General features: G+C 57.7%; 25 protein-coding genes and 4 pseudogenes. 26 read left to right on the top strand and 3 right to left on the bottom strand.

Features of this window, described 5'->3' with window-relative positions:
• Positions 1-143: 143 nt before the first annotated feature.
• From ABJO75_RS06675 to ABJO75_RS06635, 9 genes and pseudogenes are all read left to right on the top strand, one after another.
• Positions 144-1,166, top strand: a complete 1,023-nt coding sequence (locus ABJO75_RS06675; RefSeq protein ID WP_348128561.1) for an AraC family transcriptional regulator — start codon at positions 144-146, stop codon at positions 1,164-1,166.
• Positions 1,167-1,308: 142 nt separating this feature from the next.
• Positions 1,309-2,196, top strand: a complete 888-nt coding sequence (locus tag ABJO75_RS06670; protein WP_348128559.1) for an alpha/beta hydrolase — start codon at positions 1,309-1,311, stop codon at positions 2,194-2,196.
• Between the two features lie 600 nt (positions 2,197-2,796).
• Complete coding sequence (locus tag ABJO75_RS06665; protein ID WP_348128557.1) at positions 2,797-3,159, top strand: DDE-type integrase/transposase/recombinase; 363 nt, start codon at positions 2,797-2,799, stop codon at positions 3,157-3,159.
• Between the two features lie 254 nt (positions 3,160-3,413).
• Positions 3,414-3,693: pseudogene (locus ABJO75_RS06660) on the top strand (hypothetical protein); the annotation flags it as partial.
• 292 nt (positions 3,694-3,985) lie between these two features.
• Positions 3,986-4,594, top strand: a complete 609-nt coding sequence (locus ABJO75_RS06655; RefSeq protein ID WP_348128554.1) for an IS110 family transposase — start codon at positions 3,986-3,988, stop codon at positions 4,592-4,594.
• A gap of 308 nt (positions 4,595-4,902) precedes the next feature.
• Positions 4,903-5,010 (top strand): annotated as a pseudogene (locus ABJO75_RS06650) (IS5/IS1182 family transposase); the annotation flags it as partial.
• Positions 5,011-5,206: 196 nt separating this feature from the next.
• Entirely contained in the window at positions 5,207-5,329 is a 123-nt protein-coding gene (locus ABJO75_RS06645; RefSeq protein ID WP_348128552.1) for a hypothetical protein, read from the top strand.
• 363 nt (positions 5,330-5,692) lie between these two features.
• Positions 5,693-6,181 carry a transposase gene (locus tag ABJO75_RS06640; protein ID WP_348128550.1) on the top strand — a complete coding sequence of 163 codons (489 nt, stop codon included), beginning with the start codon at positions 5,693-5,695 and terminating at the stop codon, positions 6,179-6,181.
• Positions 6,178-6,364: pseudogene (locus tag ABJO75_RS06635) on the top strand (IS5/IS1182 family transposase); the annotation flags it as partial. The gene ABJO75_RS06640 and the pseudogene ABJO75_RS06635, both read left to right, overlap by 4 nt.
• 60 nt (positions 6,365-6,424) lie before the next feature.
• On the opposite strand, the gene ABJO75_RS06630 reads toward ABJO75_RS06635, so the two are convergent.
• The 3 genes from ABJO75_RS06630 to ABJO75_RS06620 all read right to left on the bottom strand — a co-directional run bounded on the left by ABJO75_RS06630 (position 6,425) and on the right by ABJO75_RS06620 (position 8,439).
• Positions 6,425-7,246, bottom strand: coding sequence for a hypothetical protein (locus tag ABJO75_RS06630; RefSeq protein WP_348432399.1), 822 nt, complete (start codon positions 7,244-7,246; stop codon positions 6,425-6,427).
• A gap of 255 nt (positions 7,247-7,501) precedes the next feature.
• On the bottom strand, positions 7,502-7,855 hold the full coding sequence (locus tag ABJO75_RS06625) for a carboxymuconolactone decarboxylase family protein (RefSeq protein ID WP_348128547.1): 354 nt from the start codon (positions 7,853-7,855) through the stop codon (positions 7,502-7,504).
• Positions 7,856-7,860: 5 nt separating this feature from the next.
• Positions 7,861-8,439 carry a peroxidase-related enzyme gene (locus ABJO75_RS06620; RefSeq protein WP_348128544.1) on the bottom strand — a complete coding sequence of 193 codons (579 nt, stop codon included), beginning with the start codon at positions 8,437-8,439 and terminating at the stop codon, positions 7,861-7,863.
• 157 nt (positions 8,440-8,596) lie between these two features.
• Here ABJO75_RS06620 and ABJO75_RS06615 point away from each other — a divergent pair, with 157 nt between their 5' ends.
• The 17 genes and pseudogenes from ABJO75_RS06615 (at position 8,597) to ABJO75_RS06535 (ending at position 24,355) form a co-directional block, all read left to right on the top strand.
• Positions 8,597-9,514, top strand: coding sequence for a LysR substrate-binding domain-containing protein (locus tag ABJO75_RS06615; protein WP_348128542.1), 918 nt, complete (start codon positions 8,597-8,599; stop codon positions 9,512-9,514).
• 96 nt (positions 9,515-9,610) lie between these two features.
• Positions 9,611-10,648, top strand: a complete 1,038-nt coding sequence (locus tag ABJO75_RS06610; protein ID WP_348128539.1) for an aromatic ring-hydroxylating dioxygenase subunit alpha — start codon at positions 9,611-9,613, stop codon at positions 10,646-10,648.
• A 141-nt stretch (positions 10,649-10,789) separates the two neighbouring features.
• On the top strand, positions 10,790-11,611 hold the full coding sequence (locus ABJO75_RS06605; RefSeq protein WP_348128536.1) for a transporter substrate-binding domain-containing protein: 822 nt from the start codon (positions 10,790-10,792) through the stop codon (positions 11,609-11,611).
• A 34-nt stretch (positions 11,612-11,645) separates the two neighbouring features.
• On the top strand, positions 11,646-12,038 hold the full coding sequence (locus tag ABJO75_RS06600; RefSeq protein WP_348128533.1) for a Rid family hydrolase: 393 nt from the start codon (positions 11,646-11,648) through the stop codon (positions 12,036-12,038).
• A gap of 35 nt (positions 12,039-12,073) precedes the next feature.
• The gene (locus ABJO75_RS06595) at positions 12,074-12,802 is read left to right on the top strand and encodes an amino acid ABC transporter ATP-binding protein (RefSeq protein WP_348128530.1); all 729 of its coding nucleotides are present in this window, start codon (positions 12,074-12,076) and stop codon (positions 12,800-12,802) included.
• A gap of 11 nt (positions 12,803-12,813) precedes the next feature.
• Positions 12,814-13,584 carry an amino acid ABC transporter permease gene (locus ABJO75_RS06590; protein ID WP_348128527.1) on the top strand — a complete coding sequence of 257 codons (771 nt, stop codon included), beginning with the start codon at positions 12,814-12,816 and terminating at the stop codon, positions 13,582-13,584.
• 232 nt (positions 13,585-13,816) lie between these two features.
• Positions 13,817-14,938 carry an MHYT domain-containing protein gene (locus ABJO75_RS06585; protein WP_348128524.1) on the top strand — a complete coding sequence of 374 codons (1,122 nt, stop codon included), beginning with the start codon at positions 13,817-13,819 and terminating at the stop codon, positions 14,936-14,938.
• 116 nt (positions 14,939-15,054) lie between these two features.
• Entirely contained in the window at positions 15,055-15,909 is an 855-nt protein-coding gene (locus tag ABJO75_RS06580; protein ID WP_348128521.1) for a xanthine dehydrogenase family protein subunit M, read from the top strand.
• Positions 15,910-15,922: 13 nt separating this feature from the next.
• The gene (locus tag ABJO75_RS06575) at positions 15,923-16,417 is read left to right on the top strand and encodes a (2Fe-2S)-binding protein (RefSeq protein WP_348128518.1); all 495 of its coding nucleotides are present in this window, start codon (positions 15,923-15,925) and stop codon (positions 16,415-16,417) included.
• Positions 16,414-18,840 (top strand): aerobic carbon-monoxide dehydrogenase large subunit, encoded by a 2,427-nt coding sequence (locus tag ABJO75_RS06570; RefSeq protein ID WP_348128515.1) that lies wholly within the window; start codon positions 16,414-16,416, stop codon positions 18,838-18,840. The genes ABJO75_RS06575 and ABJO75_RS06570 overlap by 4 nt, the downstream gene beginning before the upstream one ends.
• Positions 18,841-18,884: 44 nt before the next feature.
• On the top strand, positions 18,885-19,760 hold the full coding sequence (locus ABJO75_RS06565; protein ID WP_348128513.1) for a MoxR family ATPase: 876 nt from the start codon (positions 18,885-18,887) through the stop codon (positions 19,758-19,760).
• Positions 19,757-20,938 carry a VWA domain-containing protein gene (locus ABJO75_RS06560; protein WP_348128510.1) on the top strand — a complete coding sequence of 394 codons (1,182 nt, stop codon included), beginning with the start codon at positions 19,757-19,759 and terminating at the stop codon, positions 20,936-20,938. The genes ABJO75_RS06565 and ABJO75_RS06560 overlap by 4 nt, the downstream gene beginning before the upstream one ends.
• Positions 20,935-21,714: an XdhC family protein gene (locus ABJO75_RS06555; protein ID WP_348128507.1), complete on the top strand. Its 780-nt coding sequence runs from the start codon at positions 20,935-20,937 to the stop codon at positions 21,712-21,714. Before ABJO75_RS06560 ends, ABJO75_RS06555 begins: the two co-directional genes overlap by 4 nt.
• Complete coding sequence (locus ABJO75_RS06550) at positions 21,707-22,315, top strand: nucleotidyltransferase family protein (protein WP_348128504.1); 609 nt, start codon at positions 21,707-21,709, stop codon at positions 22,313-22,315. The genes ABJO75_RS06555 and ABJO75_RS06550 overlap by 8 nt, the downstream gene beginning before the upstream one ends.
• A 110-nt stretch (positions 22,316-22,425) precedes the next feature.
• Complete coding sequence (locus ABJO75_RS06545) at positions 22,426-22,881, top strand: carbon monoxide dehydrogenase subunit G (RefSeq protein WP_348128501.1); 456 nt, start codon at positions 22,426-22,428, stop codon at positions 22,879-22,881.
• A gap of 361 nt (positions 22,882-23,242) precedes the next feature.
• Positions 23,243-23,479 (top strand): annotated as a pseudogene (locus ABJO75_RS06540) (ISKra4 family transposase); the annotation flags it as partial.
• A gap of 78 nt (positions 23,480-23,557) precedes the next feature.
• A complete protein-coding gene (locus tag ABJO75_RS06535) occupies positions 23,558-24,355 on the top strand; it encodes a YdcF family protein (RefSeq protein ID WP_348128498.1) in 798 nt (265 codons plus the stop codon).
• The last annotated feature ends 77 nt before the right edge of the window (positions 24,356-24,432 follow it).

Genomic DNA, 24,432 nt, shown 5'->3' with positions numbered 1-24,432 from the left:
AGTCCGGCCTTCACCTCTTTTGCACAACAAAGCTCCTCCCATACAAACATGTGCCAAGTTTGCCAGCCACCTATTGACAGAATTGTACCCGCCAGAAACTTTAAGAGAACTGCTTTCGCAGTGGTCTAAGGGAGGAAATGCAGGTGCTTGACCGCGTCGGACCGAAGCGGGTTCATCCTTTACCGGTCAGCGAGACCGGCTATCTCAACACGGGAAGCGAAACCGGCACGCTGCTTGGGCAGAAGTACGAGGACGGAGCAAGCAAACTGCTCGCCTCCTCGGTCGGTTTGGGCTGGGGGGATATGGTCACGGCGGAGCTACGGCGCCATCGCGCTTTGCGTGGCGCGGGCTTTGTGCAGCCGGTGAACGAAATCGCTATCGCGGTGTCGGGACAGGCCCAAATTAGGCGACGGTCGGGCTTAGTGGAACAATATTTCATGTCAGATCCGGGGGTCGCCTGCGTGTGCCCGCGGGGCGTGTCGGTACGCTATCTCAACATCACCGGCGACTACCTCGATATGCTTCACCTCTATTATCCTAAAGACATGATTGGGGCGATGGGCGGGCAGAACGACAGCACCGAAGATGCCGGCCTTGTCTATACCGGCGGCATCCGTGACCCGCTGGTGCAAACGATCGGCATGACCATCGCGGAAGAGCTGCGCGCCGGGGAGCAGTGCAACCGGATGCTGGTTGAATCCCTTGGCGTGGCGCTGTCGGCGCGGATACTGCAGGGATACACCCGCCGTAACGACTGGACCCGCTCCGAGGCCTATAACGACGCCATTAAATCCACCGGGCTGGACCCACAACGTCTGCAACGGGTATCCGATTTTATCGCTGATAATATCGCCGAAGACATCTCACTCAATGATCTTTCGAATGTCTCGTGCCTCAGTCCGTTTCACTTTTCACGCGCGTTCAAGGCCTCGACTGGGGCCTCGCCGATCCAGTTCCTCAGCCAGCTTCGTATGATCCGCACAAAGGAATTGCTGGCATCCACCCGGCATTCGGTCGATGCAATTGCTCTTCAAGTCGGCTACGCCTCGGGCGCCAGCCTTTCGCGGGCGTTCAAGAAACTGACCGGCACGTCACCGGCACGCTATCGCAACCAACGCCGGAGCTGGCAACACCCCGCGCCCAACTCCAGCGAACCAGATGAATAGAGCAAGCCCTGCATGGTCTTGAGCAATTCGTGACACAGACGCGGGACAGTTTATCGCTAGCCTCTTCAGACGGAAAACGGAAATACGCTCAACATGGCTGCCGTTCGCGGCCATTTGGCGCTTTCTTTGGAGGAGGAACAAGATGCAAGACGTAAAAACGGTAGAGGTGCCCCATCTGTGCAGCTCGAAAATCGGCTATCGCTTCGGCGCGAACTATGACGCCAGCAAACCAACGCTGATCATGGTCAACTCTTTCGCTACATCCAGCCAGCTTTACCGCCCACAATACGCGGACAAAGACCTTATGGACACGGCCAACCTCTTGGCCTTCGAACTTTTTGGCCACGGTGAAACCCGCTCGAACAGCCCCCAATTTACTTATTGGGATTCGGCCATCGCCAACCTTCAGGCCATGGACAAGCTCGGCATCGACAAGGCGTTCGTTCTGGGTACATCGCAGGGTGGCTGGGTAGCGGCCCGCATGGCGCTTCTGGCGCCTGACAGGATTTTGGGCATCATCCCGCTTGGCACCTCGATGGATTACGAAAGCGCACAAAGCCAGGAACTTGGCTGCTGGGACGGGGCGGCATTCAACTCGCCGCTTGTCGACGCGCTTGCCCAGACCGTGTCCAGCGATTGGGACCCCGGCCCCGATTTTTGCGAGGCGCTGCTTGCAGCCGGGTTCGGGCCAGATGTCTCGGACGAAGAACGCGCCTTCTGGCACAAAACGCTCCGGGCTAACTACAAAGGCGATGAGGGCCGTCGCCGTTTGCGTATGTGCGCCATCAACTTACGCGACCGGGACGGCCTTTATGGTCGGTTGGATTACATTATCTGCCCGGTTCTGTGGATTCACGGCACGGCAGATCAGGTCTATTCGGTCAAGAATGCTGAAACCGGCATTGCGAAATTCGTCAATTCGAAAGACTCTAGCCTCTCGGTTGTCGAAGACGGCCAACACTTCCTCAGCGCCTCTCACCCCCAGGAGGTGAACGCACAAACCCGCGCCTTTATCAAGACGCATGGATGAGGCCATGCGCTGCCTCTGACAGCCCTTGGCGTCGCGTCTCTCTATTGCGCGGCACCAAGGCAGCTTATTTCTCTGAACGAAGAGGCATGGAGGCTCTCGCCATGATGGTCCGGGGACAGCGCTGAAATGCGCAGCCTCGCGATCTGTGCGAAACTCAAAGACCTCATCCACCGCCGTCGATGGCCGCCTTGGGGACTGTAAAGTTATTGGGTGTTGCAACATAAATTCAACGTTGGTTGCTGGTGTGTCGGCATCAGCGTAGTTGCTAAGCATTATCCGGCGTTCGATCAGATACAAACGCCATCGCTTCCCGACCGAGATCATCGCTCACGCTGTACTTCCGTTTCAATCTGAGCCTGCGTGAAATCGAGGAAATGCTGCTGGAACGCGGCATCGACGCTTCTTACGAAACAGTCCGACGCTGGACCCGCAAGTTCGGGTCACTAATCGCGCGCAACTTGCGCATCAGCGGGCCGTCCTAGCGAAGTCTGGCATCTGGACGAAGTCGTCGTGGAGATCGCTGGCCGGTCTTTCTGGTTATGACGGGCAGTCGACCAACAGGGCGTTGTTCTTGAAGAAATCCTTCAGCCTAGGCGAGACGTGCTTGCGGCAAAGCGGCTTTTGGTCAAGCTGAGGAAACGTTGGGGCTTCATGTCCAAAAGGTTCATTACGGACAAACAGCGCTCTTACGGCGCTGCGAAACGCAAGGTCGCGCCGGGACTAGATCACTGGTCGCACAAAAGTCCCAATAATCGAGCAGAAAACAGCCACCTAAAGTTTCGAAAGCGTGAGAGAACGATGCAGGGCTTCCGGTCGCCGGGTAGATTACAGCGCTTCGTCTTCATATCCCCTGAAACCCGCAATACCTTCGCCGTCTTAGCCCGCCGCCGCACCGCCCTCGCCATCCGTTACAACCAACTGGAAGCATTCAATGCATGGCAAACTGCGGCAAAAGCCGTTTAACAAAACTCCGAGCAGAAATTCGTGCTCCCAACGAATTAGCGTCACAACACCGTACCGACACATCCTAGGCAAAGTGGACTTGTATGGTCCACAGGGCGCCAAGACGGTACTCGACATCGATCACGCAAAGTATCCACAGGGAAATGCGAACCTCGGCGAACTGAGCACCGCGGCATGGGAGAAGTTCGTCATGGGAGCGCCACGACCACGCACGCCGTCAGAGCAGCAATACAGCGATCGCAAGCTACGAACGCGACAGCAAGGGCCGCCCGCTAAACCTGTTTGTGACCGCTGGACACCCCTCTCGGCGATGCAAACATCGCCTGCCGCGCAGTGGTGCAGCGATTACATCGGCGCACGAGCTCTTCTTGGCAGCTTGCCCGACGTTGATTGGCTGATGGGGGATCGCGGATATGATGCGGTTTGTTTAGAGAAGCATTGAAAGATAAAAGGATACGTGCCTGCATCCCCGACCGGAAACAGCGGAAGAAACCGGTGAAGTACGACAATTTCCGCTACAGACGCCGCAACCGCCCCTCTTGATGGGGTGGACGCCCCCTCACGGCATCTCTGTGCCAAGGTAGCGGTGTCGAAGCTTGCTACGAGGAGGAATCCCCCACGGAAAATGTTAGCATTGTGGGGCTGATCGCCCCGCAATACGTCAAACCCCATGTGTATCGGTAAAAGAACGATGCGAAAGACGCTGCGGCTATCGCTGAAGCAGCGTCCCGGCCAACCATGCGTTTTGTGGCGACCAAGACCACCGCCGATGGTACTCAAGACCCGCGACCTGTTGACCGGGTAGCGCACCCAGGCGATCAATGAGTTGCGAGGGCATCTAGCGGAACATGGGATTGTCGCTTCGCAGGGCCCTCAAAATCTGCCTCGGTTGGAAAGGGCTGTGGCTGAGAATGCAGAGCGCTTGCCGACCGATGTGACGAGCCTCTGCCAAATGTTCTTCGATTTGATTGATGGGCTGAGCGAACGCATTGATGAACTGACCCATCGGCTCCGCCAAATCGCGCGTCAGAACGATGTGGCGCGCAGGTTGATGACCATGCCAGGGATCGGCTCGGTGACGGCGGTATCAAATGCCGTGCTGACTGCACCGCCGGAGATGTTTTCCAAGGGGCGTGACCTTGCGGCCTGGGTTGGGCTGGCACCACGGCAGCATTCGACCGGAGGCAGGATGAGGCTCGGCAAAATATCGAAGATGGGGCAACGAGACCTGCAACGCTTGCTGATCAATGGTGCAAAGTCGGTCATCCAGGCAGCGCAGCGGCGTGGAGCCGCACCAGAAGGGTCGTGGCTTGCCCGCATGCTGGTGCGCAAACCCAAGATGCCGGTTGCTGTCGCATTGGCAAACAAGATGGCGCGGATGGCATGGGCGATCATGACACATGGCAGCGTCTACAATACACCTGCCAACGCCTGAGCGCGAAGGCAAACTGGGGTGCGGCGGTTCTAAACGGAGGTCATGGCAAAGCGTCGAAGAGATCAGGAATGGGAAAACCAGTAATGTCCCGAGTAGGTTGTACTACGGCCTCTCGTTTTGAACCTGTTCCTCGAACTTTCCATGAGGGCCCGCGACGTTGAAGGTCGTAACCAGAGGCCGGATACACAAAGGAACTCGACCGCAGTGCTGTTGCCAAAGCAGAACAAACCACTTGCAACCCCGGAGGCGTCCATACACGTGACATTGGCTTTGCCAATGTACTGCCGGGCAGTGGTCGAGATCAATTTTTTTGCAGGCTTAAGGATTGGCGGTGTGTGGCGGCCCGATATGATCGATGCTCCAAGCTCTTCCTCGCGGCAATCGCTCTCGCCGCAATCGTCATTTATTGGCTATGATTCCTGAGCCTTCTGTATCTCTATTTTTCTAACTTAACTTCTGTCGGCCGCCTTGGCCGAGGTTGCTGACAGTGCGGTGTATGGCGTCTGAGCCTTGTGGCGTGACCACGTTTTTGGCGAGCCAGCACTGTCTCTCTTCATCGTCTCGAACAGTTGAATGCGGCTACTTAGGACCGGGGAGCAGAAGGAAGAGAGTATGAACATGGTATCACGGGCACGGATCATCGGCATAGATGTCAGCCGCGACTGGCTCGACATTCATTGCCTGCCGGATGGCAGGCGGCTGCGGATCCCAAACACGGAGAAGGGGCATGAGTAGCTCATTTGTCTGGCTCGACCGGTCGACACGGTGGTGTGCTCCGAAGCGAACAGTGGTCAGGAATAGCGACTGTGGGCAGCCCTTGACGCTGCCGTGGTCGCGACGCGGTAATTGCCTCCCGCTCAAATCAAGGCATTTGCCGCCAGTCGAGGCACACGTGCCAAGACAGACTGGATTGTTACTGAACTCATCGCGCGTTTCATGGCTTTCCACCCGGGGGCCGGGCGAAGCCTGCCACATGAAAAGTTATGACTTCTCAGAGCATTAACCTCAAATCGTAGGCAACTTGTGGAGACGCGCAAGCGCCTCCTTGCGCAGATCAAGGCACATGATAAACTTCGTTCAACGGACGAGTTCGCGTCGATGGACGACGATCTGAAAGGTCTTTTGAACCGTCAGATTGCGGAACTGGGAGCACGGATCGAGCAATCCATCGTCTCGGTTAATGAACTGGCTTCTACCGCCGAAATCCTGCGTTCGGTTCCCGGGATCGGCCCCGTTGCCAGCACGATGCTGATCGCTGGGATGCCCGAACTGGGCTACCTCTCGGGCGAACAGGCCGCAGCGCTTACAGGACTTGCCCCTATCGTGCATGATAGTGGTGCCCTTCGAGGGAAACGGCCATTGGCGCCGGACGCAGGCTATTGCGCCACGTTCTGTTCCAGGTCACCCTTGTCGCAAGCCACCACAATCCGGCCCTCAAACACTTCGCGGATCGCCTCCGAGCAGCTGTTAAACCACACAAGGTCGTCATCACCGCAGTCGCAAGAGAGCTCGTCACAATCGCGAATGCGCTGTGCAAAGCACGTCAAAAGTGGACCCATCTGCCCGCCTCATACATACAGTTTCTAAGCAGTTTCCCAAACGCGGAATGGTTGCTCGCAGATCGGGGATATGATGCCGATTGGTTCCGTGAAGCCGCGTTAGAAAGGGGCACAAGGCCCTGCATCCCCAATCGCAAGGCACCCAAGAAGGTCGTTAGATAGGAAAAGCGCCGTTAAAATCGTCGCAATCCGCTATGATAGATGCCCCTAAGTATTCCTGTCAGGAATCGCACTCGCTGCAACTGTCATATTCTGGCTATGAGCCCTGAGCTTAGAGACCAATTGCCCTTTCAGGTGAAGCAAATACCCTTAAAAGATCAGGGGAATTATCAAGAATACGCGCTCCATCAGGCAATAGTGTTGGTTGGAAAACGCCGCCTTTCCAGAGTGGTATTCTGTCCGCCTCAATCGTCGCGTCAATGACGTTCCAACTGATTTCACCGGGCGGGACACTGCCACAGGTGTGAAAATGCAAGATCCTTGGATTGCCAAATGCAGAGCCACTCCAAGCCTCAAAAGATCGCTCAATGTTACCAGTAAAATTGCATCCTGGATGGATACCCGCATGCCAAGAATGAATTGAATCTCGGTCCAGACCATAACGTCCGGCCACAAAATCATAGTGCGCGTCGGCACGTCGCACGCCCTCGTCTGGGCCGGAAAATTTTATCAGACGCCCATGCGTGAAATGCACAAATACACCCGCCGGAAGCGCTACTGTAAATGGATCGTAATATCGTGCGCCAGTGCCGGTCAGAAAACGCGGCAATGCCACCTTGCCGGAGAACCCCCGGGCAAGAATTGGTGAAAACACCGACAGCGGAAAACGTGCGCAGGTGGTATCGGCAGGTGGTGTATTGGGCGGTGCGCGCCCTGATACGTCGGTACCATTAGCGCAGGTGATCCGAATCTCTGTTGCCATGGAAAGCGCCCGATCCGTTGCTTTGCGCAGGCCGACGAGAGCCTCGTGCTTTACCGTCCCAAAGGGACCGGCAAGAGTGGCCGCATCAAGCGCATAGCATTGAACGCTGCGCATGCCGCCCGGCAATGCGTCGAACCGGAGTTGATCTCCGAAACGAGACAGGGACACCATCACATCAGCGTTTTTGGCCCGGTCGAGGATGATTTGGGGGATTGCACGCGCCTCGGGATCAAAACCGGTCTGAACAATATCGACATTGCAGCCTAGATGGCGCGCCGCTGCGACAACACATGGCGCCAAGTCTGCGTTGTAGTATCCAAAATCGGCCGATTCGACGGCCACCAGCACCGTCTCGCCGGGCGTGACACGCGCACAATTGGTCAGAAGGTTGAGCGCGCCGGGATTAACCCCTGCCCCGATCACCGCTCAGGTCCCCTTGGTTTGAATAGCGCTGAACTGGTCAAAAGCATCCAACGCTTTGGCGCCGAACGCGACGGACGGACCCCCGCCCATATACGCCGCCATTTCCAGCAGTTCGATGATCTCTTCCCGGCTCGCCCCCAGACGCACCAGGGACCTCGCGTGAAACCCGATACAGCTTTCGCAGCGCGTTGAAATCGCAATGCCAAGCGCCACAAATTCCTTGGTCTTTTCGCTCAAGGCACCGTCGCGTTTCGCGGCTCGGCTCATAGTGCCGAAACCCTTCATCGTATCAGGAGCTTTGGTTTGAAACTGACCTATCTGGCCTTCTGTTTCACTCAGGAATTTTGGCCAATCCATTTGGGTTACTCCGCTTTGTAATAGCCGACGACATCGCCATCAGTACTGACGCCCAAGCCATTGAGAAGCCTGTTCACATAATTGAAATATCCAATGATTTGATTGGCTTCCAATATTTCACCATCATTCACGCCCGCAGCCCGCAGGACATCCACATCGGATTCTTCCATTTCGCCGGGCCGCAACGTCAGCTTCTCGGCATAAACCATCAGGGCCAATTCGCGACCCTCAAAGACAGTCTCGGGTTGGCGCGCCTCTAACGCGGCAAGGATAGCATCGGTCCGAGCGGGATCGCCGATCAAATGGGCCGCATTCGCCCAGTGGTTCGCAAACGAATAAGGACACCTGTTCAGCGTTGATACCCAAGAGCTTATCACCTCCTGCAACCACATCGGCAGGGTGTTCGCCTCATCATGCAGGGCGGCGCGATAGAGTATGACATGCCCGCGCATTGTGTTTGGACGCAGGGAATGCACACGCATCACATTGTCTACGGTACCATGCGGCGTGCAGGCCAGTTGCAGTACTTCGCGCAACTCTGGCCCGGCGTCTTCGTCCGAGATCATTTCGATCCATGCGCCCATATTTCTCGCTCCCATTTTGAAAGCTGCGCTGCTTTTCTGTGCGATATCGGGGCCGCTTACGGCCACAGGCAGCCTCATTATCTCTAACTCGTGTTAGGGGGCTTGCGCCGCGCCGGACCAGCGTAAAAGCATAATCATAGCCATTAGGGTTTCTAATATGATTCGTAATTTGCCCTTCACGACCCTGCGCAGTTTTGAAAGCGCAGCCCGCCTCGGCAGTATCAGCCGCGCCGCGGAAGAGTTGAACGTGACCCAGAGCGCGATCAGCCAACAAGTAAAAGCGTTGGAGGAATGGACCAGATGCAATCTGCTGCAACGCACCCGCACAGGCAGTAAACCCACCGCAGACGGCGCAGCCCTTGCGTTAACCATTGCGAGCGGGCTTGGCCAGATTTCGGACCTTTGCAGCGAGATGCAGAGTCGCAAACAGCGCAAGCGACCGATTGTCGTGTCGACCCTACCCGGCTTTGCGGTAAATTGGCTGTTCCCGCGACTGATCGGATTTGACCAGAAAAATCCTGATATGCCGGTGTCCATTCATACCAATACGTCGGGGGGCGATCTGGTTGCGGGCGACTGTGATTTGTCGATCCGGTATGGCCTCGGCAACTATCGCGGAATGCATGTTGAAAAACTCCTGCCGGAAACACTGACCCCGGTTTGCTCGCCGTCGCTTTTGGCGAGAGGACCGGGGATCGAGACGGTTGCGGATCTGGCGCAGCATACGTTGCTGGTCGACGATCTTTCGGACTATGGCGGCGAGCTTCCTACATGGTCGTTCTGGGCGGAAACTGCGGGCTTGTTAATGCCCAAACCGCGTGACACGCGGCGTTTCGGACAATCGAACATGGTCGTTCAGGCCGCCGTCGAAGGCTATGGTGTCGCGCTTGGTCGTTCCCCGTTGGTTCAGGACGCGTTGCAGGCTGGAAATCTGGTGGCCCCGCTCGATTACAAAGTGACGTCCCAATATTCATACTGGCTTGTCTGCGCCAAAAACGCATTGCAAGCAGACCGAACCCGACAGTTTTGGGATTGGTTGCTGCAAGAGGCTGCAGTGCTCGAAGATGTGTCCTAGAGTAACTTCTGCTAATGGCTCACATTATGCCTAGGCGATTGCGCAACCGCACCGCTGCCCCGCAAGTTGACGCTGTAAGTGAGCGGAGCAGAGCGCATGTTTCTTAGAAATTGCTGGTATGTCGCGGGCTGGAGCGCGGAATTCGCCCGCAACCTCAGCGCCCGAACCATCCTCGGCGACAACATCGTGATCTACCGCAAGGTTGACGGAAAAGCCGTGGCGCTGGAGGATGCTTGCCCGCACCGCAAACTGCCGTTGTCGGATGGCAATCTGCGAGGTGATACAGTCGAATGCGGCTATCACGGGCTGACATTTGATTGCAGCGGCAGTTGCGTCGCGGCCCCGACCCAACCAGACAGCATCCCTAAACGCGCCAAAGTGCAACACTATCCGTTGGTGGACCGCTATCGGCTGTTGTGGATCTGGATGGGCGACCCGGAAAAGGCCGATCCGGACCTGATCCTGAACATCGCGAATTTCGATAACCCCGATTGGGGGACCACCGATGGCGGGGCGATGGATATCGCCTGCAATTATCTGTGGGTTTGCGACAATCTTCTTGACCCAAGCCATGTGGCCTGGGTGCATGTCTCGTCCTTTGCCGGCGCGGGTACCGAGGACGAGCCGCTCAAAGTGGCGCGGCATGACACCGGGGTTCTGGTGCATCGCTGGATCATGAACACGGAACCAAGCCCCTATTATGCGCCGCTGGTGAAATTCGACGGCCCCTGCGATCGGTTGCAGCATTACGAAATGGTCTACCCTGGGATCGGGATCAACAAATCCATCTATACTCCTGCCGGTACAGGCGGCGACTGTGCCGCGCCAGTAGAAGGCACGTATATCAACATATCCTACAACTTCATGACGCCGGTCGATGAAAACCACACCAACTATTTCTGGTTTCAGCACCGCAACACCGATGGCGACAATCAAGAGATATCAGAGCGGATGAACGCTGGCGCCAAGATGGCGTTTGAAGAGGATCGCGCTGTCCTGGTCAAAGTGCATGAGGGCATGAAGGCAATGGAGACCCCCTCGCTTGATCTGGGTCTGGATGCTGGCGCAAAGCTCTTTCGGCGCGGGATGGACAAACTGATCGAGGCGGAAGGCAAAAATGTTGCTGCGTCCTAGTATGTTCCAGCGCTCAATGCGGTTTGTGAACGGCGGCGACGCAACTGCGCTGTATATACACCAATCTTGCGTGCATCACGGCCAACTCTGGCGGCACGAACACAAGAAAACAAGCCAGAGAAACAACAAGGAGAACACCAGATGACACAGAACAGACGGACGGTCCTTCTGAGTGCCGCAATCGGCATTCTGGGCTTTGCCACAACTCTTTCCGGCACGCCTGCCATTGCTCAGGATGCGGGGACTTCACTCCTCAACGAAATCCAAGAACGGGGCGTTCTTCGGGTCGGCACGACGGGTGATTATTACCCGATGACCTTCCGCGAAGTCGGCAAAGACGAATTTGTCGGACACCAGATCGACGCCGCCCGCGAGATGGCCAAAGACCTTGGCGTTGAAGTCGAATTTGTCACCACGGAATGGAAAACCATGATCACCGGCATTCAGGCCGGACGGTACGACATCGCGATGAGCGGCACATCTATGAGCCTGTCGCGCGCCAAGGTCGTTGGGATGAGCAACCCGTGGGGCATCAACGGTTTCGTACCGATTGTGCTGAAGCAAAACGCCGAGCGCTTCGCAACCTGGGATGATCTCAACAGCGCGGATGTCATTGCCGGTGTGACTCTTGGTACTACGATGGAAGATTATATCCGCGCTGAATTGCCCAACGCGCAGGTTCGCAGCGTAGAAAGCCCCGGAAACGGCTGGCAAGAGGTTCTTGCGGGTCGGTCCGATTACACCGTCACCACGCTGGTCGAAGCATCGGGCCTGCAAGAACGCTATGACCAGATCCAGATGATCTTTCCGGATCAGGCGCGCAGCACATTGCCGATGGCATTCCTCACCCCAATCGAGGATCAGATGTGGCTCAACTACGTCAACAGCTGGATTTTCCTCAAACAGTCCACTGGATATTTCGATCAGCTGAATGAGACATGGGGCGTCGTTCTTAAAGAGTGAAGGCCGACCAGCGTGAGGTCAGGAAAGATAAGACATGAATACCAAGATAAAAACCTACTCATCGAACCGCCCTTGGGAAATTGAGCATCGCCATTCGCGCGGTGTCAGTTACGGCGGAATTTTCGAAACTTGCCTGACCTCTCCGTCCGATCCGGATGGGACCATCATCGGTAAGGATGATCTCTATGCGCAAACGGTGCGCTGTTACGAGATCATCCTCGCCACCATGGCAGATGCCGGATACAGTGCCGATGATCTCGTGCGCTGCGATGTCTGGCTGCTGGACACACGCACATTTGAAACCGCAGCAAAGGCACACCGCGACATGGTCCCCGAAACCGTGCACCCGGTGTTGTCGTTCATCGGATGTTCGAATTTCTGGCACCCCGATATCCTCGTCGAAGTCTCGGTGAGGGCCTACAAGTGAATGCCGTAAACCCTGATCCGCAAACCAGGGACGTCATGGTAAGCCTGAAATCTGTTACCAAAAATTACGACGATTACGTCGCGCTGAGAGACATCAATCTGGATGTGCATAGCGGCGAAAAGGTGATCATCTGCGGGCCGTCTGGTTCTGGAAAATCCACGCTCATCCGTTGCACCAACCGGCTCGAAACCCACAATGGCGGGCAGATCATTGTTGACGGCGTTGAACTGAGCGATGACACCAAGAACCTCGCCACGATCCGCAGTGAGGTCGGAATGGTGTTTCAACAATTCAACCTCTTTCCGCATATGAGCATTCTGGACAATCTCGCCTTGGCACCCATGCGCGTACGCGGCATGTCCCGCACCGATGCCGAGGCCGAAGCCATGGCGCTGCTGGAGCGTGTTCGCATTCCCGAACAGGCGCACAAATACCCGGGGCAGCTTTCCGGTGGACAGCAGCAACGCGTCGCCATCGCCCGCGCGCTCTGCATGAAGCCGCGCATCCTGCTTTTCGATGAACCCACCTCCGCGCTGGATCCCGAGATGATCAGCGAGGTCCTTGATGTCATGGCCGAGTTGGCTGCTGAGGGGATGACAATGATCTGCGTCACCCACGAGATGGGGTTTGCACGCAAAGTGGCCGACACCATGGTGTTCATGGATCAAGGGCAAATCGTAGAGAAAGCTCCAGCCGAGCAGTTCTTCAAGAACCCTGAAAACGAGCGCACCAAGCTGTTCCTCGACCAAATTCTGTCCCACTGAAAAGGCATCAGATGTTCAATCGCCTACGCATCCTTCTGATCATCCCCGTTTGCCTGTTGCTAAGCGGGTGCGCACAAAGCAATTACACATGGGGCTGGCATGTCGTGTCGCCATTTGATGATCGCGGCCTGACCAATTTGAAGTTTCTGATCAACGGCGTTTTCTCAACCATCTCTGTCGCGTTGGTGTCGATTACGTTCTCGGTTATTTTGGGATTGATCTTTGCCTTGCCCGCGCTGTCGTCCAACAGGGCGCTCGCACTTCTGAGCCGCATCTATGTCGAGTTTTTCCGCGCGGTTCCGATGCTGGTCTTGATCCTATGGGTTTACTATGGGGTGCCAGTACTGACCGGCTTGCAGCTCAGCGTGTTCTTCGCTGGAGTGATTGCCCTCGCTCTCTGCGACAGCGCCTTTGAGGCAGAAATCTTCCGCGCCGGGCTGCAATCGGTCGAGGCCGGGCAGCGCGAAGCCGCCGATGCCTTAGGCCTTAGCTATGTCGACAAGCTCCGCTTTATTATCCTGCCGCAGGCCATCCGCCGCGTGCTTCCCCCATTGGGAAACCAGTTTGTTTACATGTTGAAGGCCTCTTCGCTGCTGTCCGTCATCGGCTATAGCGAGCTAACGCGACGCGCGAACGAACTTGTGGTGGTCGAGTATCGCCCGCTGGAAATCTATAGCCTTCTGGTAATGGAGTACCTGGTGCTGATCCTGATCGCATCTTGGGGCGTTAGAAAACTTGAACAGCGCCTTGCCCGGAGCGACAGAAGCGCAGCGAAGATCTGACAAGACGCCTTAGTCTGATCAAACCTTTCCTGTCTTGGTTGGCTGCAAAAGCAAAGCCCCTACCGAAGAGCAATCCGACGGAGGCGAACCAGTCGCTGCGGATCCGCCGACGTGTTCGCCTACGGTCTTTCAGGATTGCCGCGACTAGTCATTCCGCTCATGATCAAACCTTGGTGCTGAGCTATCGGCGAGGTTTGCAAAACGCTCAAACCTTGGGCATGCTTCAAAGAGCATGGAATTCCTAAATGTCACCCACAACAGCTTTCTGATCGCAATGTCTTGCGTCGTTGCCCTCGTTGCTGGGTTTACGGGGTTGTCGTTGACCCGTGATCTTTCAAAGAAACCGGTTTTTCAGAGAAAGGCATCCATCGCGCTGGCTGCGGTCGCTTTGGGGGGCGGGATCTGGGCAATGCACTTCGTGGCCATGCTTGGACTGAAGTTGCCGATCCCGTTTTATTACGACGCGGCGATCACACTCATTTCGGCGTTGTCCGCGATATTGCTGGTTGGCGCTGCGCTGCTCCTGTTGCATTTCGCCGACCGCACACCGCTTGTCATTTCGCTCGCGGGCGTGATCGTGGGCGTAGGCATATTGGTCATGCATTACATCGGGATGGCCGGGCTTGAGCTTTGCCAGGCAGTATATACAGCAACGGGCGTTGCGTTCTCATCCGTTGTCGCCATCGGTTTGTGCGTGTTGGCATTCTGGATCGCTTACGGGCGTCGCTCGAACCGCAACATCCTGATCGGGACGGTCTGCTTTGCGATTGCGGTGTGCTCGGTGCATTTTCTGGCGATCTCCGAAACCAATTTCGTGGCAGGACCCACGCGCGCCGAGTTCGGGCCCTCCATGAGCAACCAAACACTTGCGCTTGGCGTGGTCTTCTTCAGTTTCGTGATTTTCGGGGCCTGCCTGTGGGTGAGTGTGACCTATCTGGTCGCGCCAAGCGACAAGGGCACTGGCACACCGCCAGCGCCGGCGCCGGCGCCGGAGGTCAAGCCCGACTTGCACGTTCCGTGCGAGAGTGACGGCAGGAAGATCTTTGTTCCGTCGCGAGACGTCTTGTTCGTCCGCGCCGATGGGCACTACACGCAGGTCTACACCGAAAACGAGCGACTGTTCTGCGCCTGGCCAATTACTGCGGCCTCAAAGCGCCTCTTGCCCGTCGGGTTCTTGCAGACTCATCGCAGCTACCTCGTCAATCCCGGACGCGTTTCCCGGTTCGAACGGGACAAGGACAAGGGGCGCTGCCTGTTTGAAGGGATCGATTTGCCACCCGCCCCAGTGAGCCGATCCAAGCTAAAATTGATTCAGGCCGCCCTCGCATCGCAGGCCGGCGCAACTCGTGCGTGATAGCGCGCATTTCGTGCAAAATGCCTGTGTTTCATTGATTTCTTAGTGCTGCGGCAGGCCGTAGCTCGCACCTTTCTCGCCAGCCAGAACATTCGCTTTGAAGGAGGAGAAAGCCGATGATTCCAGCGGCATTTGATTACTACCGACCCAAGGATATGGATGGCGTCCTGTCCTTGCTCGAGGAGCACGGCGACGACGCCCGCGTCATGTCAGGCGGTCACAGCCTGATCCCGATGATGAAGCTTCGCATGGCCTACGTGCTTCACCTCATCGACCTGCAGGATGTCGGCGGCATGTCCGAGATAGAGATCGGCAGTGACAGCATCCGGATCGGTGCGCTGGTCACGCAGTCTGATCTGATCGACCATGCGGACCTGGCTGAGGCGGCCCCCATACTGCGCGAAGCTGCCTTGCAGATCGCTGACCCGCAAGTGCGCTATATGGGAACGGTGGGCGGCAATGTCGCCAATGGCGATCCGGGCAACGACATGCCGGGGCTGATGCAATGCTTAGATGCAAGCTTCACGGTCGTCGGACCCGAAGGTGCTCGGGAGATCCCAGCCCGTGAGTTCTATGAGGCGGCCTACATGACCGCGCGCGAAGATGACGAGGTGTTGACCTGCGTCACCATCCCACGTTCCTCCGGCGGCTACGCTTATGAGAAGCAGAAGCGCAAGATCGGCGACTATGCGACCGCTGCCGCCGCCGTGCAGATCGTCAAAGACGGTGGCACCTGCACAAGCGCCTCCATCGCGATGACCAACCTGAGCGATACCCCGGTCTATTCAGACGCAGCCAGTGCTGCGCTGGTCGGGACAGCCGTGGATGAAGCAGCTTTGAAAGCCGCCGTTTCCGCCATGCTGGGCGATATCGACCCCACCGAAGACAATCGCGGGCCCGTGGCCTTTAAGAACCACGTCGCCGGCGTGATCCTGCGCCGCACCATCGAGCGCGCATGGTCGCGGGCATAAGGAATAAGAATTCATGTCGAAGAAAATGCACATCACGCTGAACGTGAACGGCAAGGCGGAGGAGTTCCTCGCCGAACCGCGCGAGCTGCTGATTTACACGCTGCGCGAGCGACTCAATATTACCGGGCCGCATATCGGGTGTGACACCTCGCATTGCGGCGCCTGCACTGTCATCATCAACGGCAAATCGGTCAAAGCCTGCACCATGTTCGTGGCCCAAGCCGATGGCGCCGAGATCACGACGATCGAAGGCATCGGTGGCCCCGATGACCTGCACCCGCTGCAAACGGCGTTCAAGGAACATCACGGGCTTCAGTGCGGTTTTTGCACGCCGGGGATGATCACCCGCGCCACCAAGTTGCTTGAAGAAAACCCCAACCCGACCGAAGAAGAAATCCGCTTTGGCATGGCGGGCAACATCTGTCGCTGCACCGGGTACCAGAACATCGTGAAATCCATTCAGGCGGCTGCGGCCGAGATGAATGCATCCAAGGAGGCCGCAGAATGAAAGACGACGTCACTCGCGAAGAACGTGTCGACAATCTCAAGGGCCTCGGTTGCTCGCGCAAACGGGTCGAGGATGCCCGCTTTACCCAGGGCAAGGGCAATTATGTCGACGACATCAAGCTGGATGGAATGCTGTTCGGCGATTTCGTCCGCTCGCCCTATGCCCATGCGCGGATCAAAAGCATCGACGCCTCTGCCGCGCTGGAAGTGCCGGGTGTTCTGGCCGTTCTGACGGCGGACGACCTCCGCCCCCTTGGCCTGCACTGGATGCCAACCCTCGCGGGCGACAAGCAGATGGTGCTGGCCGACGGCAAGGTGCTGTTTCAAGGGCAGGAAGTGGCCTTTGTGGTGGCCGAAGACCGCTATGCGGCGGCGGACGGGATTGAACTGGTCGAAGTGGACTACGAAGAACTCCCCGTGATCGTCGATCCGTTCGAATCTTTGAAGTCGGATGTCGTTCTGCGCGAGGATCTGGTAGCCGAGGATGGCTCCATTCCTGCTGGCGCTCATGGGGCGCGCAAGCATGCCAACCATATCTTTACCTGGGAAGCGGGCGACAAGGACCCAACCGCAGAGGTCATCGCCAACGCCGATGTCGTGGCGACCGAGTCCATGTATTATCACCGCACCCACCCGTGCCCGCTTGAAACCTGCGGTTGCGTGGCGTCGATGGACAAGGTCAACGGCAAGCTTACACTCTGGGGCACCTTTCAAGCTCCGCATGCGATCCGGACTGTGGTGTCGTTGATCTCCGGCATCGAAGAGCACAACATCCGCGTGATCTCCCCCGATATCGGCGGCGGGTTCGGCAACAAGGTCGGCGCTTATCCGGGTTACGTCTGCTCGGTCGTGGCCTCTATCGTCACGGGCAAGCCGGTCAAGTGGATCGAAGACCGGATGGACAACCTCATGACCACCGCCTTCGCGCGGGACTATCACATGACGGGCAAGATCTCGGCCACGAAAGAGGGCAAGATTACCGGCTTGCAGTGCCACGTGACGGCAGATCACGGCGGTTTTGACGCCTGTGCCGACCCGACCAAGTTTCCGGCCGGGTTCATGAATATCTGCACCGGGTCTTATGACATCCCGACCGCCTATCTCGAGGTCGACGGCGTTTATACCAACAAGGCCCCCGGCGGGGTCAGCTATCGCTGTTCCTTCCGCGTGACCGAGGCCGTCTATTTCATTGAGCGCATGATCGAGGTGCTCGCGATCGAGTTGAACATGGACGCCGCCGAACTGCGCAGCATCAATTTCATCAAGAAAGAACAATTCCCTTACACTGCCGCCCTTGGCTGGGAATACGACAGCGGGGATTACCACACCGCGTGGGACAAGGCATTGAAAGCCGTGGACTACGAAGGTCTGCGCGCGGAACAAGCGCAGAGGGTCGAAGACTTCAAGGCGGGCAAGACACGCTCGCTGATGGGCATCGGACTGTCCTTCTTTACCGAGATCGTAGGAGCTGGCCCTGTCAAGAATTGCGACATCCTCGGACTCGGTATGTTCGACAGTTGCGAAATTCGCATTCACCCCACAGGGTCCGCCATTGCCCGGCTCGGAACGATCTCTCAGGGCCAGGGGCATGCGACGACCTTTGCGCAGATTCTGGCAAGTGAAATCGGCCTGCCTGCGGACAGCATCACCATCGAGGAAGGCGACACCGACACGGCACCCTACGGGCTTGGCACCTACGGCTCACGATCAACTCCGGTGGCAGGCGCGGCCACAGCGATGGCGGGGCGCAAGATCCGCGCCAAGGCGCAGATGATCGCGGCCTACTTGCTCGAGGTCCACGACAACGATGTGGAATTCGACGTGGATCGCTTTGTGGTCAAAGGCGCGCCCGAGAAGTTCAAGACCATGAAAGAGATCGCATTCGCCGCCTATAACCAGGCCATTCCGGGGCTGGAGCCGGGTCTGGAAGCGGTCAGTTACTATGATCCGCCCAACATGACCTATCCCTTTGGGGCCTATGTCTGCGTCATGGATATCGACGTGGACACCGGCGTGCCGGATATCCGCCGCTTTTATGCGTTGGACGATTGCGGGACACGTATCAACCCGATGATCATCGAAGGTCAGGTACACGGCGGTCTGACCGAAGCGCTCGCCGTTGCCCTAGGGCAAGAGATTGCCTACGACGACTTGGGCAACGTCAAGACCGGCACGTTGATGGACTTCTTCCTGCCCACGGCGTGGGAAGTGCCCAACTACGAGACGGACTACACCGTAACGCCCAGCCCGCATCATCCCATCGGGGCCAAGGGCGTCGGCGAAAGCCCCCATGTGGGCGGTGTGCCCTGCTTCTCGAATGCGGTGCAGGATGCGTTCCGACCCTTCGGCAATCGCCACACCAACATGCCGCATGACCATTGGCGGATCTGGCAGACGGCCAACAAGCTCGGCCTGCACGGCTAAGGCAACGGTGGGGCGGGCTTCACCCCGCTCCTACGGGGATACGCATGATCTGGACTGATTTAAAAACCGCGCTGGCCGGTCACGGCTATGTCGCCTCGGATGATCTGGCGGTTGCGCTTCAACTGGCCCTGTCGCTTGGTCGCCCTCTATTGCTTGAAGGCGCCGCAGGCGTTGGGAAGACAGAGATCGCCCGTACCTTGTCGGCTGCGCAGGACACGCGGTTGATCCGATTGCAGTGCTACGAAGGTCTGGACGCCGCTCAGGCGATCTACGAATGGAATTACCAGCGGCAGCTTTTGACCATCCGCGCCGCCTCTGAGGCCGGAGAAACTGGCAAAGCCGTCGAGGAACGCATCTTTTCCCGCGATTTCCTGCTGGAACGGCCTTTGCTTGCCGCGATCACCCAAGACAAGGCTCCCGTGCTGTTGATCGACGAAATCGACCGCGCCGATGAAGAATTTGAGGCCTACCTGCTGGAAATTCTATCGGATTTTCAGGTCTCCATCCCTGAACTTGGCACCATCAAGGCCGTCACCCGGCCCATCGTAATACTGACATCGAACGGCACCCGCGATCTGTCGGATGCTCTGCGACGCCGGTGTCTTTATACTTACGTCGAATATCCAGACCGGACGACCGAATTGGCCATCCTGAAGGCGCGCTGCCCCGAGGTCGAGGCGCGGCTTGCGGAGCAGATCGTGGGCTTCGTTCAGAAACTGCGAACGGAGGAACTAGAGAAAACCCCCGGCGTCGCCGAGATGCTGGATTTTGCAGCCGCCCTGATGGGCCTTGGCATCGCCGATCTGACCGAAAACCCCGCAGTGCTGCAATCGACCCTGACGACCCTGCTCAAGACCCAAAGCGATCAGGCGCAGATCACTCCGGAAGTCGCCGGACGAATAGCCGGCAAAGCCGCATGAGCCGCGTGACGAAATTCGCAAGCCGCGATCCGGGTCCCGCCGCACGGATCGCCGGTTTCATCGCCCACCTGCGCGACAACGGGCTACGCCTTGGCGTGGCCGAGGCGGATGTGGCCATGGCTGCTTTATGCGAGGTGAATGCCATCCGCCCGGAAGACAGCCGCCGCGCATTACGCGCCGTCTGCACCGGTTGCAAGGAAGAGGCAGAGCGGTTTGACGATCTCTTTGACAGCTACTGGATGGATATGGGGCGGGTGAAACAGAAGGTGATCCCGACGCCCTCAAGCCCCACCAGCGACGATGTGCATTCTTCGCGTGATGCCAAGGGCGACCATGCGACGGCGTCAGGGTCCGCCATATCGCCCGACACGGAGGGCGGCGAAGCCGAGAGCGACGGCACAGGAAAGCTGATCGCTACGAAACAACACAATCTGGCCCGGAAGGATCTGCGCGATCTGGTGCGTCCGGACGAGATTGCCGAGGCCGAGGAGGTCGCCCGCCGCATCGGCGCAGCCTTGCGCGACACACGGTCCCGCCGCAGGATGGCTGCGCGCAAGGGCGATCGGCTGCATTTCCGCAAGACCATTCGTCAAAGCCTCGCCACAGGCGGAGAACCCCTGCGCCTTCTGCGCAAGAAGCGCCCGGACCGGATGCGCAAGATCGTCGCGCTCTGCGATGTCTCCGGCTCAATGTCGGTCTATGCTCGGGTCTTCCTGGCGTTTTTGGCTGGTCTCATGCGGGCCGATCCGGCCGCCGACGCCTATCTCTTTCATACCCGTCTCGTGCGCATCACCGAAGCTCTACGCGACAAGGACGCGATGCGCGCCGTTGGGCGCATGTCGTTGATGGCCGACGGGTTCGGGGGCGGTTCGAAAATCGGCCCGTCCCTGATGCGCTTTGCGGATACCTATGCCAAGCGGTTCGTCGATGGGCGCAGCGTCGTGCTGATCCTGTCAGACGGCTATGACACGGCACCGCCGGACCTTATCGCAGACGCGTTGGCCAAACTGTGCAAGCGCGGCTGCAAGGTGATCTGGCTCAACCCGCTGAAAGGCTGGTCGGATTACGCACCCGTGGCCGAAGGCATGGCGACGGCCTTGCCTTATCTCGATGCCTTCAAGCCCGCCAACACCCTTGCCGATCTTGCCGCGCTGGAAAAGGAGTTGGCAGCGCTATGACTCCGGCCGAAATCCTCTCAGGCGATCTGGCCGAAGCCGCGCAGGCCTTGCGCGACAAGGATGAACCCTTTGCCTTTGCCACCATCGTGCGCACTGCCGGATCGACGGCGGCCAAACCGGGTGCAAAGGCACTGCTCAGCACGGATGGGACAATCTTGCAGGGCTGGCTGGGTGGCGGCTGCACCCGTGGGGCGGTTAAACGGGCCGCACTGCAGGCCTTGCGCGATGGCACCCCACAGCTTGTCTCTGTCTCCCCCGAGGACCTTCTGGCGGAAAAAGGCATCGTCGCCGGGGACGAAGTGGATGGCATCAAATTCGCCCGCAACGGCTGCCCATCGCGCGGGACGGTCGATATCTTCATCGAGCCCTGTCTGCCCTTGCCACAGCTTGTGGTAATGGGCGCGTCGCCCGTCGCACAAGCCCTCAGCGCGCTTGCACCACAGTTTCACTGGTCTGTCACGGGAACACCGCACCAGACCAAAGAGCACCAACAGTGTTTCATCGTTGTTGCGACGCAGGGGCAAGGTGACCTTGATGCCCTGAAAGCTGCACTGGCAGCCGACGCACGCTGTGTGGCGTTCGTTGGAAGTCGAAGGAAATATGCGGCACTCGCCACACAGCTTGCTGACGCCGGGCTGGATCAATCGTCAATCGACAGCGTCAAAGCACCCGCAGGTCTGAATCTGGGGGCCGTAACACCAGAGGAAATCGCCCTTTCGATCCTTGCGCTCATGGTGCAGATTCGACGCGCCGCATTGAAACAATCCGATGCGTGACATCACCGCGATCATATTGGCAGCCGGCCTGTCGCGCCGCATGGGAGACTGCAACAAGTTGCTTCTTCCTGTTGGCGGCGTGCCGATGATCCGGCACATGGTAGATGTCTACAGCGCGGCAACGACGCGGCCGGTTCTGGTGGTCACCGGTCACGACGCTGATGATGTCGCTAAGGCCCTTACAGACAGCGGGGCAAGGACAGTTTTCAACGCGGATTACGCCCAGGGGCAGCCGACCTCGGTTGCATGTGGACTGCGAGCCGTGAACGACGCCGGTGCGGTTCTCATTGGCCTCGGCGACCAACCGCTTCTGACGGCGGGTGACATCCGAGACCTTCTTGCCGCGCACACGTCGGCGGATCCGCAGCGCATATCCATCCCCGCATTGGACCAGCATCGCGGAAATCCGATCATGGTTCCAGATGCCTTGCGCAGCAGACTTCTGAAGGACCCCCGGTCACCAGGGTGCAAGACATTCACGCGTGCTTATCCGGAACATGTCCAGTTTCACGCGCTGAGCGCGCGCGGATTTTATGCGGATATCGACACGCCCGAGGCCTACGAGACGTTGATCGCGGGCAAGTTAGAGGAAACCATATGAAAATCCTTCAACGGCTCGTCGCTCGCTTGCGCCGCAGGCTGGCGCTGACTCCGGAACAGGCCGAGCACTTGGCCACCATCAAATTCCCCTGTTGCTGAAAAGGATATCCCATGGAACTGGCAGATGAGATCATCATCAACGCACCCAAAGACCAAGTCTATGCCGCGCTGAATGACCCGGAGGTTCTCAAGCAGTGCATTCCCGGTTGCGAAGAACTCAAAAAACACTCCGATACTGAACTGGAGGCAAAGGTGGTCCTGAAGGTTGGGCCGGTGAAAGCCAGATTCAATGGCGACGTGCAACTGGACACCGCCGGAGCGCCGGATGCGTTTTCATTGACGGGACAGGGCAATGGTGGGGCTGCCGGGCATGCCAAGGGTGGAGCGGATGTCACGCTGACCGCCGATGGGCCCGACAAGACGATCCTGCGCTACGAGGCAAAGGCCTCGATCGGCGGCAAGCTGGCACAACTGGGCAGCCGCCTTATTCAAAGCACCGCGAAAAAGCTGGCGGCGAAATTCTTCAAATCCTTCGCTGCGGTGGTGAGTGAGGACGAAACCGTCTGACGGTCTGATCGGTGCAGAACACGTACCGGATAGGGACTGAGGCTGTAACCGCCTTCGGTGACCTCTTTTCGTCAGGGTGGGTCATCAATGCTCCATAGAGCAGGAAGGTCATGCCGGTGGTTTTTACAGTAGAGTTCGATGTGGCAAAGAACGGGTGTTGTCACGTTGATTTTCGGGCCTTCCAAGGATGACCTGTTTCTCTTCGATCAGGCAATGTTGGCCGCGCGTGTCCATGCGGCGCGGCTTCTTGTATCTGGTAGCGATCATGAAATGGCACACGGACAACGTACTCGTCTGGCGTACCTCGAACACGCTTGGGGCTTAATTTGCGCCAAAGCCTTTCTGAGATAAGGGGCACAGCTTATTCTATTCCTACCTTTCCAAAAACCTTGAAGCGTTCGCGAATTGTGGCCACCGATGTCGAAACGGACCCGTAGTCTCGTCATCCCGCGCAGAAGGTTGCGTCGATGACATTGCGAACACGCGAATGGACAAACGGCGGCGCATACGATGGTTTCGGCATGGAGCGCATCGCGTCCCCGTCACAAGTACCGCAGTGCTTGATGGTAGGTCAAACGTTTCTGAGATGGCCCTTTGACCTCCAAGTTTTTGCTCACTCCCCTCGCCTCATATGCTATGCCTGCGTCGTCAGAAGCAGATTCAAGTGGAGTCTATTATGGCCAAACTCAAGGAAGTGATGGACTTTGTAACCACACCCTCTTCACTTCTCTTTCTTCTGGCTTGCCTAGCGCTCCTCGCGCTGCTGGTGCAGTGGCAACGTTGCGCCATCACCTGCATGGCACTAAGTGTGGTTGGCTTTTTTGCGCTCGGCTTTACCAGCCTGAGCGAATTATTGATCGCTCCGTTAGTGACCCGGTTTCCCCCAATCGATTTGGAAACAGCAGCTCCGCCTTTCGGTCTGATCGTGCTCGGCGGTGGGTTGGATGAGGCTATGGCCAACCACAACGGAACCCTGATCGAACTTGCAGACGGCGGCGAGGCGATCCCCACAGTTGCCCTTTTGGCGCAACGCTATCCAGGAGCCCGGATTATCCTGAGCGGCGGCAGCGGGACCGATTATCCGCCGCCACCCTTGCGTACAACCGACGGAATGCTCCGGATTTTACTTGAGTTTAACGTTTCGAAAGACCGCATCGTGATCGACCCTAATTCGCCGACGACCGTGACACGTGCGCGCAATACACTGGCACTGGTGGGAGATGAACGTGATCAGATCTGGTGGGTGATCACACCTGCCCACCGAATGCCGCGATTGATTGGGACTTACCGCAAAATGGGTTTTAACCCGACACCGTACCCAATAGATTTCAAATGGATTCCTCCCTTTGACCCCTTCTTCTTCTATAATTTCAGCGATGGGCTAAGCCTGACCGATGCGGGTGCCCATGAATGGCGGGGGCTGGTATTTTACTATCTCACCGGCAAGATCGACAGCCTTTTCCCCCGACCATGAGACAGTCGCCGCAGTTTTGCGACAGAGCTTATTTCTGCCCCTGATTTCATCCACCCCAAGGTGCACTCACCGGCTTG

The sequence above is a fragment of the Sedimentitalea sp. genome, from assembly GCF_039973035.1.
In the GTDB taxonomy this organism is placed as follows: Bacteria; Pseudomonadota; Alphaproteobacteria; order Rhodobacterales; family Rhodobacteraceae; genus Sedimentitalea.
The sequence above is the reverse complement of the archived record's forward strand: the minus strand, read 5'-3'. Positions and strand labels throughout refer to the sequence as shown.

Excerpts from the sequence above, each read along its gene's own strand:
- ABJO75_RS06670 (WP_348128559.1), top strand. The coding sequence starts at position 1,309 with ATGCAAGACGTAAAAACGGTAGAGGTGCCCCATCTGTGCAGCTCGAAA.
- ABJO75_RS06645 (WP_348128552.1), top strand. The coding sequence starts at position 5,207 with ATGAACATGGTATCACGGGCACGGATCATCGGCATAGATGTCAGCCGC.
- ABJO75_RS06640 (WP_348128550.1), top strand. The coding sequence starts at position 5,693 with ATGGACGACGATCTGAAAGGTCTTTTGAACCGTCAGATTGCGGAACTG.
- ABJO75_RS06630 (WP_348432399.1), bottom strand. The coding sequence starts at position 7,246 with ATGGTGTCCCTGTCTCGTTTCGGAGATCAACTCCGGTTCGACGCATTG.
- ABJO75_RS06625 (WP_348128547.1), bottom strand. The coding sequence starts at position 7,855 with ATGGATTGGCCAAAATTCCTGAGTGAAACAGAAGGCCAGATAGGTCAG.
- ABJO75_RS06620 (WP_348128544.1), bottom strand. The coding sequence starts at position 8,439 with ATGGGCGCATGGATCGAAATGATCTCGGACGAAGACGCCGGGCCAGAG.
- ABJO75_RS06615 (WP_348128542.1), top strand. The coding sequence starts at position 8,597 with ATGATTCGTAATTTGCCCTTCACGACCCTGCGCAGTTTTGAAAGCGCA.
- ABJO75_RS06610 (WP_348128539.1), top strand. The coding sequence starts at position 9,611 with ATGTTTCTTAGAAATTGCTGGTATGTCGCGGGCTGGAGCGCGGAATTC.
- ABJO75_RS06605 (WP_348128536.1), top strand. The coding sequence starts at position 10,790 with ATGACACAGAACAGACGGACGGTCCTTCTGAGTGCCGCAATCGGCATT.
- ABJO75_RS06600 (WP_348128533.1), top strand. The coding sequence starts at position 11,646 with ATGAATACCAAGATAAAAACCTACTCATCGAACCGCCCTTGGGAAATT.
- ABJO75_RS06595 (WP_348128530.1), top strand. The coding sequence starts at position 12,074 with ATGGTAAGCCTGAAATCTGTTACCAAAAATTACGACGATTACGTCGCG.
- ABJO75_RS06590 (WP_348128527.1), top strand. The coding sequence starts at position 12,814 with ATGTTCAATCGCCTACGCATCCTTCTGATCATCCCCGTTTGCCTGTTG.
- ABJO75_RS06585 (WP_348128524.1), top strand. The coding sequence starts at position 13,817 with ATGGAATTCCTAAATGTCACCCACAACAGCTTTCTGATCGCAATGTCT.
- ABJO75_RS06580 (WP_348128521.1), top strand. The coding sequence starts at position 15,055 with ATGATTCCAGCGGCATTTGATTACTACCGACCCAAGGATATGGATGGC.
- ABJO75_RS06575 (WP_348128518.1), top strand. The coding sequence starts at position 15,923 with ATGTCGAAGAAAATGCACATCACGCTGAACGTGAACGGCAAGGCGGAG.
- ABJO75_RS06570 (WP_348128515.1), top strand. The coding sequence starts at position 16,414 with ATGAAAGACGACGTCACTCGCGAAGAACGTGTCGACAATCTCAAGGGC.
- ABJO75_RS06565 (WP_348128513.1), top strand. The coding sequence starts at position 18,885 with ATGATCTGGACTGATTTAAAAACCGCGCTGGCCGGTCACGGCTATGTC.
- ABJO75_RS06560 (WP_348128510.1), top strand. The coding sequence starts at position 19,757 with ATGAGCCGCGTGACGAAATTCGCAAGCCGCGATCCGGGTCCCGCCGCA.
- ABJO75_RS06555 (WP_348128507.1), top strand. The coding sequence starts at position 20,935 with ATGACTCCGGCCGAAATCCTCTCAGGCGATCTGGCCGAAGCCGCGCAG.
- ABJO75_RS06550 (WP_348128504.1), top strand. The coding sequence starts at position 21,707 with ATGCGTGACATCACCGCGATCATATTGGCAGCCGGCCTGTCGCGCCGC.
- ABJO75_RS06545 (WP_348128501.1), top strand. The coding sequence starts at position 22,426 with ATGGAACTGGCAGATGAGATCATCATCAACGCACCCAAAGACCAAGTC.
- ABJO75_RS06535 (WP_348128498.1), top strand. The coding sequence starts at position 23,558 with ATGGCCAAACTCAAGGAAGTGATGGACTTTGTAACCACACCCTCTTCA.